The sequence below is a fragment of the Arcticibacter pallidicorallinus genome (assembly GCF_003002875.1).
Taxonomy (GTDB): Bacteria; Bacteroidota; Bacteroidia; order Sphingobacteriales; family Sphingobacteriaceae; genus Arcticibacter; species Arcticibacter pallidicorallinus.
The window spans coordinates 1-14791 of sequence record NZ_PVTH01000016.1 but is presented as its reverse complement, the minus strand read 5'-3'; the positions used below and the strand labels follow the sequence as shown (position 1 = coordinate 14791).

Annotated in this window: 7 protein-coding genes; all 7 read left to right on the top strand. The window is 44.7% G+C overall.

What is annotated here, in order from left to right; translation table 11 throughout:
* Positions 1–299: 299 nt before the first annotated feature.
* The 7 genes from B0I27_RS16905 (at position 300) to B0I27_RS16870 (ending at position 14761) form a co-directional block, all read left to right on the top strand.
* Positions 300–3776 carry a DUF6443 domain-containing protein gene (locus B0I27_RS16905; protein WP_106295562.1) on the top strand — a complete coding sequence of 1159 codons (3477 nt, stop codon included), beginning with the start codon at positions 300–302 and terminating at the stop codon, positions 3774–3776.
* Positions 3766–4383 (top strand): hypothetical protein, encoded by a 618-nt coding sequence (locus B0I27_RS16900; RefSeq protein ID WP_106295560.1) that lies wholly within the window; start codon positions 3766–3768, stop codon positions 4381–4383. Before B0I27_RS16905 ends, B0I27_RS16900 begins: the two co-directional genes overlap by 11 nt.
* A gap of 441 nt (positions 4384–4824) precedes the next feature.
* Entirely contained in the window at positions 4825–7911 is a 3087-nt protein-coding gene (locus B0I27_RS16895) for an RHS repeat domain-containing protein (protein ID WP_146133151.1), read from the top strand.
* 508 nt (positions 7912–8419) lie between these two features.
* Positions 8420–9484, top strand: coding sequence for a hypothetical protein (locus B0I27_RS16890; protein ID WP_106295556.1), 1065 nt, complete (start codon positions 8420–8422; stop codon positions 9482–9484).
* A gap of 206 nt (positions 9485–9690) precedes the next feature.
* The gene (locus tag B0I27_RS16885) at positions 9691–13050 is read left to right on the top strand and encodes a DUF6443 domain-containing protein (protein WP_181276819.1); all 3360 of its coding nucleotides are present in this window, start codon (positions 9691–9693) and stop codon (positions 13048–13050) included.
* Positions 13051–13665: 615 nt separating this feature from the next.
* Positions 13666–14025 (top strand): hypothetical protein, encoded by a 360-nt coding sequence (locus B0I27_RS16875; protein ID WP_106295550.1) that lies wholly within the window; start codon positions 13666–13668, stop codon positions 14023–14025.
* Positions 13991–14761, top strand: a complete 771-nt coding sequence (locus B0I27_RS16870; protein WP_146133150.1) for a 3-coathanger stack domain-containing protein — start codon at positions 13991–13993, stop codon at positions 14759–14761. Before B0I27_RS16875 ends, B0I27_RS16870 begins: the two co-directional genes overlap by 35 nt.
* The last annotated feature ends 30 nt before the right edge of the window (positions 14762–14791 follow it).

Here is a 14791-nt window from a genome sequence, read left to right as displayed (position 1 = left end):
TTTTCTATTAAAAGCTTCCCTGCAGAATAGTTGCAGGGAAGCTTCTTACTATTGTGGATAAGTAAAAACAAATAATGTTGATCGAAAGATGTGAAAGCACTCGGTTAATAACTAGGATAACACAGAAGTAGTCATGTTTTTATGTTCGTTAGCAAGTCTTTACCCAGGTTGGAGCTCAAAACTTCCCCCATTAGTAGAGGCAGCATCGCTTGCAAAGGATGCGTCAGCAAACGCGTCGGAAAAAGTAGGAAAAGAACTATAACGGAGGAACCACACAATATAAACTAAACAAGAGCTATATGAAAGTATTTTTATACCTGCAGGTCCTGGTTTTTGTCTTTGCTTTTAGCCGTGTTTTGGGGCAGCCGCCTCAGGAGCACGAGGAGCTAAGCAGCTATAGCAGTTCACGCTCTACGGTTACAGCCAGCGGGAGCATCACGTTGTTGCCGGGGTTTACGGTTCCGCTGGGCAGCAGCTTCCATGCCTACATCGTAAGCGGCCCTTCGGTCCTCTGTGTTCCGCTGGCCTCAGCCATGAGTCAAAATCAGAATTACATCGTGACGCTGACTCCTCGCGAGGCTTTTGACGATAGGGCCAACTTGCTGGATAAGAGTACTTGTGAGGTGATGCAGAGTGTGCAGTATTTTGACGGGCTGGGTCGCCCCCTGCAAACGGTTCAGGTAAAGGGCAGCCCGAATGCAGATAAGGATATCGTCGTTCCAGTGGCTTACGATGCCTTTGGGCGTGAGGTGAAAAAATATCTCCCTTATGCCAGCGTCAGTAATAACGGCAGTTATAAGACCAACGCCTTAACCGATCAGCAGGGCTATTACGCAGCTCCGCCATCCGGAGTCACAGCGATCCCGAATCCATTTTTAGAGACACTGTTTGAGTCGTCACCACTGAACCGGGTGCTGGATCAGGGAGCGCCGGGCGCAGCCTGGCAGATCGGTGGGGGGCATACGGTCCGCACCGAATACAGTACCAATAATGCAGATCCGTTCAATAGCGGAAACACGACAGGCAGCCGGCGTGTGGCCTTGTATACGGCGACGGTAGGAGCCAACAACACCCGGGCCTTATCAAGGGCCAATAACAACGCGGTATATGCGGGCAGCCAGCTTTATCTGACCATCATTAGGGACGAGAACTGGCGGCCGGAAGACGGCTGCCTGGGAACCAATGAAGAATATAAAGACAAACAAGGGCAGGTTGTGCTGAAGCGGACATACAACAAGAAAGGAAGTGCAACGGAGATGCTCTCCACCTATTACGTTTACGATGATTACGGCAACCTGAGCTTTGTCTTGCCACCGGCTTCCAATCCTGATGCAAATGCGGCGATCAGCACCGCTACTCTGAACGACCTATGTTATCAGTACCGCTATGACGGACGCAACCAGATGACGGGCAAGAAGGTTCCCGGTAAAGGCTGGGAGCTGATGATCTACAACCCGCTGGACCAGCTGGTGCTGAGCCAGGACGCCGAGCAGCGTGCTAAGTCGCCTCAGGAGTGGAGTTTTACCAAATACAATGCTTTTGGACAGGTCGTGATGACCGGGCTATATACAGATGCCAGCGGTGCGGCCGATGCGGGAGTGTTGCCTAACGACGCGCGCAGAACCGCTCTTCAGACCCAGGTAAGCAATCAACCAAACATCCTATGGGAGAGCCGTCTGGCTACAGCATCCGCAGCAGAAACCGGTTACACCAATATCACCTTTCCGACAACAGTCGCCCTGTATCTGTCGATCAACTATTACGATGACTATGCCTTCCCGGGAGGCAACCCCTATCTAAACAATTACAGCCAGATGTGCAAAGGGCTACTGACCGGCAGCCGTATAAAAGTGCTGAAAGAGGCCATAGCAGCGGGAACGACCGATATGCTCTGGAATATCAATTACTACGATGATAGAGGGCGTGTTGTGCATAGTTACAATCAGCACTATAAGGGAGGGAGTATCGCTGTTGAAAATTACGATGAGACACTCAACAGCTATAACTTCACGGACGAAGTAGTGGTCAGTACCCGGCTACATCGGGCCTCAGGTGCGGCGATGGTGAAGGTGATCACCGAATATGAATACGACCACATGGGGCGAAAGAAGCGGACCTATCAGCAGATCGGGGACAATGCAGGCGACCGTGTGGAGCTGGCGTCACTGCGCTATAACGAAGTGGGGCAACTCAAAGACAAGGCGCTACATAATAACCTGCAGAGTACGTCTTACAGCTACAATCCGCGGGGTTGGCTCAAGACGAGTATCTCCCCGCAGTTTGGCATGACCCTGAAGTACGAAGATGGTGCGAGTCCACAATGGAACGGCAACATCTCGGCGCAGGAATGGAGCGGGGGCAGCTACGCTTACAATTATGATAAGCTCAATAGGTTGGTATCGGGAATAGCAGCAGACGGGCGAAGTGAGAAGAGCATCGATTATGACTTGAACGGCAACATCATGGGTCTTCAGCGGTATACATCTGCCAGTGCCCAAGAAGACGGGCTACGGTACTACTATAACGGCAGTAATCGCTTGCAGTCGGTCTTCGACAGCGTTACCACGTACGCTAGTAACCAGTATCAGCAGCCGGGAACGACTGGTTACAATTATGACCTGAACGGTAACATGACGGCAAGGACCCATTCAGTAAACAGCCAAAATAGTATTAACGAAATAAAATACAATGTGCTGAACCTGCCCCGGCAGGTAACGCTGGGTAACGGAACCGTGATCCAGTATGTCTATGATGCATCCGGAAGGAAGTTACGCAAATTAGTAGGCGCGGCAGCAACTGAATACATCAGTGGTATCCAGTACACGGGCACTACGCTGGACTTCATCCAGACGGAAGAGGGCAGGATAGTAAACAACGGAGGCAGTTATAAATATGAGTACAACCTGAGTGATCATCTGGGGAATGTGCGTTACAGCTTTGACAGCTATAATGCATCGGTCCGGCAGCTGCAGAGAGACGATTATTATCCGTTTGGATTACGTATCGCACGTGTGGCAGGAACGGTAGCAAATAAGTATCTTTACAATGGAAAGGAGATTCAGGATGAGTTAAATCAGTATGATTACGGTTGGCGTTTCTATGATCCTGTAATTGCTCGCTGGAATACCGTAGACCCACTTGCGGACGAGTATGAAGAATATTCTCCTTATAACTACACGCTAAATAATCCTGTAAATGCGATAGACCCCGACGGCCAATGGGTTCAGCCAGCAATCAGGATAGCACAAGCTGTTTTAAGGAATCCGGTAGTCCAAAGAGAGCTATCGAAACTGGCAGTAGCAGCAGGCGCTTATATTGGAGGGCGGGCAGTTATTACACATGCAAGAAATAATATTGCGAATCGTGATGCTACTAATGTAGTTACCAATACCAGTCCAACTAGCCAGGCGGTTACTCCGTCTAAAGCTCAGATAGCCAAGATGAAGGCTAAACTGGAGAGCTCAAGTAGTGATGGTGCTCAAAAGCAAGAAGGTTCAATTTATAAAGTTCCAGGAAGTGCTACTAAAAGCGGCAAACCTTATGTAGGAAGACATAATAAACTTACGCCTCAAGAAACCAGGAAATCCGATGACGGTAGAGACAGGACTCAAGCAGAAGTGATTGATACCTATGACCCAAGTAATCGTGAAGAAGGTCAATACAAAGAGCAAAAAGCGATGGATAATAATGGCGGGGTGGAAAATCTTGATAATAAACGCCGGGAAGTCAGTGAGAAAAGAATGAAGGATTTAGAGAAAAAACAAAATGGAAATTAAGGCTTTAAGTCCTAATAGGATTATAAATTTTTGGGAATGGTTCTCTACTAATTATAAGAATTTCGGAGAGAGCTTTGAAAATGAAGAGCTACTTGGGGAGTTAGATCGACTAATTACTGGTTTAGGGAACTTCGCTTGGGAGCTAGGGCCAGGTATACAAGCGGCTAATATGCTAATTGTATCTCCTGGCGGTCAAATAGAACTGCTGTCTCAGACTAAAGAAATAGTATCCTATGCTCCCAATATTGAAGATTGGGAGTTTCATTATGCAAAACCACAAAAGCAGTGGGATGATTTTATCTTTGATATTTATAGGGATAATGGAGAGAAAGTTGAGATTAATGCATCTTCTTGGAGGTACGCACTGTTAAAATACAACGATGGAATGTTTGGAATAATCATTAAAGCTGACTTAACAGAACTTACTACTGAAGAACAGATAACTGCTGCTGAAATACTTTTAGACGGTGTTTTAGGAGAGGAAAAAAGAATCTTAACTATTGCTGAAATAGAAGTAGTGACAGAGTTTGAAGAGCAGTATGTCAATAAAGGGAATGATATTAAAACCTTAGCAGAACATATTACTAAACTTAATAATCATAATTAGCTAAGACTTAATTTATAGAAGTAAAACGCCTGGTTCTTAAATTAGCCAGGCGTTTTTGTTGTTTAATGTGCGAAAGCTTTTTTAGTTTTATTGTAAGCCAGAGCCATATGACTTCTTAAACTTCCTGGAAGAAAACGGCTGCAACACTACCAGCGAAATACAGGAAAAGCACATCAGGGAATACCTGGGTTACCTGTCCATGCGCCCTAACCTGAAATGGGGAGGCGGTTTGAGCCTGAACTATATCCGGAAACATTGTAATGTGGTCGATGTTTTCCAAGTCGTATTTGCTGATGTTCCCTAACGGTTTCTAAATATGCCATCTGTCACGCAATTAATAAAATTCAAAAGTTTTTAAGGATATAATAAAAATTTGTTTACTGCATTCTGGTTGCAGTGGAGCGCAGTATCTTGGCCCTGATCTTTAGTAAACCGAAGACCTTGATAAAAAGAGTAGTTAACCCCCGTTATTTATTGTTGTTTTATTTAACAACTATCATCCAAGTGTGCGTCGCACAGTTTTTACCTGAATTGCCCGTTGTCGTCGAAGCTTCCCCACAATCAAAAGCATTTACTCGTTATGGGGAATATCCAATGAACGGAAATACGGGATTAGTGGACATTTCAATTCCGCTTTATCAAATTAAAACAAAGAAGCTGAATTTACCGATCTCTATGAGCTTTCATGCCTCCGGTCGTAAAGCAAATGAAACCAATGGTATATTAGGAATGAGGTGGACGCTCAATTGCGGTGGGTTGGTGACAAGAACTATGAAAGGCAGACCAGATGAATGGGATAGACTGACCAACTTCAGTGCAAATCCTGATGAGGCCCCATCGTTCGAAACTCTTTATAATTCATGTACAGAGGGTTACAGATATCAAGATTACAGTCACGCAACTAAATACGACAGCGAGTTTGATATTTTCAACTACTCCCTTCCTAACGGGAAAAGTGGAAAATTTATATTAAAAAAAGAGAATGGAGTGTTAGTGCCTTTTCTTATCCCTTTTGAGCCACTAAGAATTAGGCTAATTCAAGATCTATCTTACCAGGGATATTTCAAAAAAATTGAGATTACAGATACGGATGGAATCAAATATATTTTCGGTGGAGAAAGCGCCACTAGCGATTATGTCGAGTTTAATACGGATAATCCCCATGAAGACATGGTTGGTGGAATCCCTACAGGTTGGTATTTAAATAAGATTATCAGTGAGGATGAGAAGGACGATATCAGCTTTACCTATTTAACTAGGTCATTTTCGGAATATACTTTCAATGAATCAGTTCGGGTCTCCGACCGAATGCGAGACAATAGTCTTTCTGGGGGGCCTGATGCTTTAGATCCGTATTGGACATATTTAGTAGATTATCTTTACGAAATCCCCCGGGAAGAAGCTGGTGGTTTTACCAAGCGTTCCTTTCGAACTCCGGTTATAGCTTCGGTGCGATCAAAAAGTGAAACTATTCTATTTGCGTATAGCGAACGCAGCGTCTATGAAAACAAATGGCTGTTAGATGATATCTCGATAAGTGGAGCTCCTAATCGGAAAATATCGTTTACTTCTTCACTACATCCATTCGAAAAAGATATATTCTACCTTAACAAGGTTTCATTTCGAGAATTAAACCAGACCGGAGCTAGTGGAGAAGTTTATAATTTTAGTTACTACGAACCTGCGATGTCAGGAGAAATTGAGCCAACATCGACTTCTGCAAGAAACAAAGATTGGTGGGGATATAATGTCCGTTATACACAACATACATTGCCATATCAATCTGTAGGTATTCTTCGGCCTAGTTTTGGAAGTAATTTTTCCATCAGCCGAGATATCGGTTATTACGGTGTTTCTCGCGACGAAGATGAGTATGCACGGATGCTTGGCATGCTTAAAACTGTGAAATATCCCACGGGGGGTGAGACTGAGTTTCTATATGAGAATAATAAGTTTGACTATTTTCCAAACTATAACCCTCCGTCTAATACCGCCACTTTAATGGGCCCTGGACTAAGGGTAAAGGAGATAATTTCCAAACCGGTTACAGGAAAGAATCTTCATAAGATATTCCGTTATGGTGAATATGAAGATGGTAGGGGATATGTGAATCAGCATTTAAAGCCGGGTAAGAATGTTGGGCTAGAAGGCACCGTTATGCATTATTGGGATTGGTCATCATACGACGGTCTCGGCCATCATATGGAGCACGCTGGTCATCGAACAAGAGATTACCTATCGGACAGTTATCTAAGCTTTGACTTAGCTGGAAGTCCGGTAGTTTATGATGCAATCACTGAATATCAACAGAACGAAAGTGGAGATATCACAAATAAAATGATTACTACGTATTCGATCGGATACGATGAAGTGCAAGACTTTAATGTGCATGATTACGGTGAGGGATTTTCTTTTGATCGAAAATTTGCTATACCGGGTGCTCCTTGGGAGAAGTCTTTACTTCTGTCAAAAAGCTATTATAAAAAAAACAATGGTATATATAGCCTAATTAAACAGGATATTCATGATTATGAACTTTTTGATATTGATTTTGCATGGGATATGCCGACCTATAGGCATGGTAACGTGGTCATTGCCTATGATAAGGGACCGTATGCGAACCCTAGCTTCAATTACCATAGCAGACTCCAAGTTCAATATGCAAAAGAAAAAGAATATCATGAAAATGTGTGCAGCATTTATGGTTATGGCTTTCGTAAATATACTAGTGGGGCAGCGAAAATACGAGAGATTAAAAGCAAGGAGTATTTTGAAGATATTGTTGAAAAGAAAACTACCTTCTCTTATGATACATCATATCTTTTAACAAAAACAGAAGAATCCATTGATAGCCGAGGCGGGACCTATAAGAAGCACTACAATTATCCTTTTGATCTGATTACTTCAGTAACAGCCGCCATGGTCTCCAGGCATATTTTAGATAAAAAAGTTCAGACGGATACTTATACAGGCGCATTGAAAACCGAGTCCCATCGCGTGAATTATCATGACTGGGGATCTGGAATACTAGCTCCTATATCGGAAGATCTAAAGGTGGGAGGTAATGATTATGAGAGGCGTCTGGAATACGGCGGGTATGACAATCAAGGTAATCTGTTGAGTGTTTCTAAAACTAGAGGTCCGAAGATATGCTACGTTTATAGCTATAGCGGTCAATATCCGGTTGCAAAGATTGAAAATGCCGAGTACAGTAACGTTGTATCGGCTTTAAGTGGCGCGTCTCAAGTTGAGTGGTTTCGTAATTTGGTGAGCCCATCTGCTCAACAGGTTAAGGACTTTCTTGCCCCTTTACATACAGCGTTGCCTAATGCGATGATAACAGTATATACCTATAAGTCTTCAGTAGGAATGACAAGTGAGACGGATGTAAAGGGAAGAACCACCTATTACGATTACGATGGCTTCGGGAGGTTGCAACGGATTCGGAATCATGAAGACCAAGTCATCAAACAGTTTTGCTACAACTATGCGGGGCAGGTCATAAACTGTGTACCTCTACAGCCGTAACGATCTATGCAAAACTTTAAAACGACAACCGATGATGTTGACGGTTACATCCGAACGGTAACGTATGCTGATGAATATATCCGTGTCCACTCGGATGCAGCTACGGGAGCAGAGCAGGTGACTTGACGTGGCATGAGAGCAGACGGGTAACTTGCTGACTATGTGTTCAAGCCGGGGGGTATACGACACTTCTTTACCGGATGGTGAAAAGATGGTGAAAGGGCTCAGAACGAGAAGATAAATGGGCTTAAGAATCGATTGAATCAACTTGAATATCTTTAAAGTGATATAACTGAACGATGATGTTGGTCGTTTAAATTGCCAGCTGATAGAAAAGATTGCTACAGTGGACAACGACTCTAAAGTCGTCCATAAGATACCTTCGGTCACAGGTCGAGGTTTAAAGGTCTTATTAGCGAGAAATATGCTTACTGCATTTTGATTGCAGTGGGTGCTTGTATATTTATTTTTAGGTGGCGTAAGCCTAACATACCCATAGAACAACAAGATGAAAAATCTAATTATATTATTGGTTGTAGTGTTGACATCCAAACTTTCTGCACAAACAAATCAGATACAATCATCTGGGAATGTCGGTATAGGTACGACTTCGCCGACGGATTTACTGGAAGTCAATACAGGAAATTCCCGTAGGGGTATAACGATCAAAGGTGATGGAGAGCAGAATGTTGTAAATGATCTTTTGTTTACAGTCAATACAAGACCTGTTTTTAATTTAAATCAGCCTCATACCTGGCATATCAGCCATCGAAAAGATGGATATTTTTCCAACAACACAGTAGGGGAATCTTCATTGGAGTTTTATGCAGATCGGAGTTCTGATTACCTTGCACCGTTGAGCTTTAAATCAAATGGAGATGTTATTTTGGTATCCAGCAAAGCAGCTATTACTGGGAATGTTGGAATTGGCGTTACCAATCCTGCTGGGAAGTTACACATAGGGGCTCCTCTTGACGGGTCATCATCCATTCGTATAGGATCAGCTTCGGCAGGTAACAAGAATGTCCCACTAGGATCGTCACCAGGGGGATATAACATTGACTTTCATACGTGGCGGGATGTGGTCCCTGATCAAATAGGTGCCCGGATACGTGCTGAACGTGTTAATAATCATCAAAATAATAATGCTTTGGTGCAATCTATGGACCTTGCGTTTTACACCTCGATCGGCGGAATTCAATCTGATTTGACGGAGAAATTGAGAATAAAAAGTGACGGAAGTGTGTGCATCGGTACGCTCGACTCTAGGGGTTCCAAGCTTGCTGTTGCGGGAGGTGTCATTGCTGAATCAATCAAAGTGAAGCTCCAAGGTAATTGGCCGGATTATGTGTTTGAATCAACCTACGAACTTGAAGAGCTCACGGCAATAGAGCGATTTATAAAAATGAACAAGCATCTACCTGGTATACCCTCAGCGAAGGAAGTGTCTGCTAACGGGCTTGATATTGGAGAGATGAATGGCAAGTTGTTACAAAAAATTGAAGAGTTAACATTGCATATTATTGAACAGAGTAAGCGGATTGAGAGGCTGGAGGCCAGAAAGGTTAAGTAAGGGGCAATTGGAAGCATAGACTAAGTCCGGAAGCAGCAAGGACAACGAAATTCGACCGTGTGTTTTTTACCCTTTTCGATAGTTTAAATTCATGGTGATCTCTGATTTTTATGGATTTTTTCAAATTTTTCGTTCACTGCAGTCTGGTTGCAGTGTAGCTCTTTACCTTCGGCTTCCAGGTTATCATGGAATTAAGCTATCGAGGTATGAGCGCATTTTTATCTTCACTGATCATGCTGCTGGCTGCATGTCTGACCATAGCATCAGCACAAGACCGACCGCTGAGCGTCTATAATCCTGCTGAACCCGTTGTAAGTTCCAGTGGGAGCATCACGCTCTTGCCGGGCTTTCATGTGCCGGCAGGATCTAGTTTTCATGCTTTTATCAGCGGGTATAACACGACGCCTTTAGCCCCCGCTTTAAGTCAGAACCAGAACTATATTGTGACCTATACACCCAGGGAGCCTTTTACTTCGGGTGTTGATCTCTCAAGTAAAGCAGTAGGGGAGGTGATGCAGAGCGTGCAGTATTTTGACGGGCTGGGCCGTCCGCTGCAGACGGTACAAACCAAAGGCAGCCCAGGAGCCGACAAAGACATTGTGATCCCTGTCGAATACGACGCGTTTGGCAGGGAGGTAAAGAAATACCTTCCTTATGCTTCTGGCAGTAAGGACGGGAGCTACAAAGCCGATGGCTTGAGTGCCCAGGGGAGCTTCTATCAAAGCCCTCCTGCGGGTGTTCCCACTATCTCCAGCCCATATGCACAGACCGTTTTCGAATCCTCGCCCCTGAACCGGGTGCTGGAACAGGGAGCTCCGGGCAACTCCTGGCAGCCTTACAGCGCTTCGATGGCGGAAAGCGGCCATACCGTAAAGCAGGAATACAGCACCAATACTATGGCAGGCGATCGTTCGGTACGGTTGTTCCGGGCCGATGTCGGAACGGGATACACGCGAACGCTGAGCAGTTCAGGGAACTATGGTGCTTCGCAGCTTTACCTGACCATTACCAAAGACGAGAACTGGAGCATCGGAAAAAGTGGCACCACGGAAGAATATAAGGACAAGGAAGGAAGGGTGGTGCTCAAGCGGGTCTGGGAGAGCGAAAGTGTAAGCCTTTCGACCTACTATGTGTATGATGACTTTGGCAACCTTTCATTCGTACTTCCGCCGGGGTCAGGAGCAGACGGTGCAACACCAGACCAAATAAAGCAGGACCTTTGGTGTTATCAGTACCGTTACGATGAGCGCAACCGCCTGGTCGAGAAGAAAGTTCCGGGTAGAGGTTGGGATTTGATGGTTTATAATCAGCTGGACCAGCTGGTATTGACGCAGGATCCGCTTCAGCGGAACAATCATCAGTGGACGGTAACCAAGTACGACGCCCATGGCCGCCTCATTATAACCGGATTGTGGAACGCGGGTTCCCTCATTCAAAGAGCTACGCTTCAGAGCAGCATCTATGCCGCCTCGCAGTGGGACACCCGTGATCGCACCAACAATACAACGCAGAATCCGACTGGCTATGTCATTACTAGTTATCCGGCCCCAAGCAGTAACCTGGTGCTGAATTATTATGATGACTATACTTTTCCTGGCGCGACGGTGTTTGGTTCGGCAGACCCTAACAGTAGTCTTGGGCAAAGTGACGAAGTTAAAGGACTGCTGACAGGCACGCGTGTGAACGTGTTGCAAACCGGTACCATGCTAGTATCCGCCAACTATTATGACAACAAAGGGAGGGTTATTCAAAGCAAGAGCCAAAACCATTTAGGGGGAACAGATATCGTGAACAATACCTACGGCTTTACCGATGAGCTGCTAACTTCCGTCCGCACCCATACGGTAGGGGGGCAGACCACGACCATAGCCAGCCGTTATACCTATGATCATATGGGGCGTAAGACGGAAACCCGGCAAAGTACCGGTGCAGCCAATGCGGCGGAGGTGCTGTTGAGCAAACTGGACTATAACGCAGTGGGGCAGCTCAAGAGCAAAGCGATAGGAGATGGCCTGCAAACTTTGAATTACGGATATAATGAGCGGGGCTGGATGCGGGCGATGACCACCAGCAGTAATCTTTTCTCCTTAGATCTGAGATACAATACACCGGACTGGGGAACACCGCAGTATAACGGCAACATTTCTCAGATGCAGTACCTGACTACCAAAGTTGCCAGTCCCGGTTCTAAAGCCTTCACATATACCTATGACAAGCTAAACAGGTTAACGATTGCCGCATCGACGCAGGGAGCCCTGGATGAGCAAATGAGCTATGATCAGATGGGTAATATCTCTCAGTTGGTAAGAGGCGGGGCAGGTGGAGGAACCTTAGCGTACCCTGTTTATGAGGGTAATCAACTAAAGACCGTTACGGGCTATAGTCCGCGAAGCTACCAGTATGACGCGAACGGAAATGCCGGAAGCGATGGCATGGGTAAGAATATTAGGTACAACCTGCTGAATCTTCCGCAGAGCGTTACCAGTGGAACGACGACCGTAGCCACCTATACGTATGACGCCAGCGGTAATAAGCTGAAGAATACGGGTACGGACGGTAGCTGGGACTACGTGAACGGCATCGTCTACAAGAACAGCGCTATCGACTTTGTCAGCACGGAAGAAGGCCGGGTTAGGCTTATTGGTGGAGCCTGGAACTATGAGTATAACCTGAAAGATCATCTGGGGAATACCCGTGTTAGTATCGACCGGTACCAGGGTGCCCCTCGGGTAATCCAGGAAGACGAGTATTACTCATTCGGCTTAAGAAAACCCACAGGCGGTTATGACTACTCCAACAACAATCGCTACCTTTATAATGGAAAGGAGATACAGACTGATTTAGCGAACCAGTATGATTACGGCGCTAGGTTCTATGACCCGGTGATTGCCAGGTGGAATGTGGTGGACCCGCTTGTGGAGAAGTATCAACCTATATCCCCATATGTCTATGCTTTAAATAACCCGCTATTGTTCGTTGATGTAGACGGTCGAGATATCTATATTCCTATAACGAAAGGTGACTTTACACAGAAAGCCTTCACTCAATTGCAATCATTGACCTCGGATCGCTTAGCGCTTTTACAAACAGGACAAGTAGTAAAGTATGGCAGCATAGATCCAAATAGTACTAGTATGTTTAATATTCGTTTTGTTGGAGACAATCTTTCACCTGTCAGAAAAGAGTTTGGAACAAAACTTGTAAGTGCAATAATAGATAGCGATTATAAGATAACAATTAAGGATTCGCAGGGAGGAAGTGAACGCTTATCGAAAGGGGACAAAGAGGCTACATTATATCACGATGCTGACACTGATAACAGAGGAATCCAGAACGAAGATGGGACGGGAGGAATGAAGCCTCAAAGTGCTTTGGGGCATGAACTAATTCATGGAAGAAATTATCTAAACGATAAAGATGATCAAACAGTTGTGGAGGTGAAGGATCCTGATACAGGCAAAGTGAGAGGCATGACAAAAGAGGAACTTAATACAAGGAAGGCTGAAAATAATATTCGAGATGAACAATTGGATAAAAGAAGGGCTCAACCGCGGGTGATTAAATAAAGTAAAAATGAAAATGTTTTGTCTGATACTTTGCCTTATGGTCGCAGTACAAGCTTGCAATCAAAAGAATGAAGGCAGAAAGAGATTTATTATAGGTAATAGGATAGATCCAATTTTAAACTCAAATGACTTTCTATTTGATGTATTTATGGAAGCTGAATTTAAAAAAAGTCTTGATACCCTCGAGATTTACAGTTCAATTGAACCACTGTCAATTGCCCTAGTCGAGCATGAGTGTTCGTCATGTTATTCGATGACGAGTCTCAAATATTTATTTATGCAGTACCCTGATTCAGCGAACGTTTATCTCTTCAAATACGACTACCAAAATTCTAGTTGGGTCTTAAAGCGAGACCGTAGTAAAGCGGGCACTTGGAGCATGGAAATTGATTCTATTATAAAGAATCGCAAAGATGAAATAAGTATATTGTCAAATAATAGGTTTGCTGATTTAGTACGATATGGGATTATAGACTTAGATACAGAAAAGATTGATATCAAGATAACCACCGAACCGGATCAAACCTTTTTAAATAGCTTTTTCGAATAATATATTAATGAAATAGCTACAATTGCATCAAAAGTATAATCAACGAGCGGGGCTGGATCAAATCGATGACAGCCGGAACAGCGTTTGATCAGTACCTGCGGTATAACGATCCGGTCAAAGGCGCAACAGCGCAGTGGAACGGAAACATCTCAGAGCAGGAATATACCAGTACCCATACAGGTAACCGCTGGTTTACTTATAGCTACGATAAGCTGAACAGGCTGAAGACGGACGCATATAGCAATGCCAACGAATTGGGAGAAGAGCTGACCTATGATCAGGTGGGCAATATCACGAAGCTGATCCGCGGTGGCACGGGTAACGGAACGTTGAACTACGCCTATACGGGCAACCGGCTGATGAGTGTTTCGGGCTTTAAGACGGGCAGCTATGGCTATGATTACCACGATATTAACCACCAATGAATATGACCATATGGGTCGTTTGATAGAGATAAGGAAAAAGATAAATAGCCAGCCCGAAATAACACAGAGCGATCTATCCTACAATGAGATAGGCCAGCTGAAAACAAAAAGACTGCATACCAGTGAAGAACCGGGGCGGACAACAGTGCCCCAGCATGTCTTCCTAAATGAGGACGATATAGTGCAGAACGGGCAAGCTTTAACGGCAACAGCTACTGAGAGCATTACGCTGAAACCAGGCTTCCATGCACAACCCGGTTCTGTTTTTTCAGCATTTATTACAGCCGGGGTCAGCTTGCAGGAAATACACTATACTTATAACTCCAGAGGTTGGCTAAAAAAACAGAGCTCGGAAGACTTTGATATGGAGCTGAAATACCAGGACGGCAGCATCCCGCAGTACAACGGGAACATATCCAACCAGGTATATAATAATGGCAACGGCCCAAAAACACTTAGCTATAGTTACGACAAACTTAATAGATTACTGATCGGGGAGGTGAGTCCTACGGAGCTGAGTGAGAGGTTGACCTACGATGTAATGGGGAATATTACCAGCCTGAATCGGGATGGAACCGGGGCGAATATTTACACCTACAGGTACGGCAACAGCAACCAGCTGCAGTCGGTAGCCAACGTTACCGCAGTAAACTATGATTATGATGTATCCACCCGACGAACTACAGCTTGCCAGCCTCAATTAGTTTCTTATAGTTCTGTGGATACAGGTCTCTGATGTTCTTATGATTGATGGACATGAGGTTTT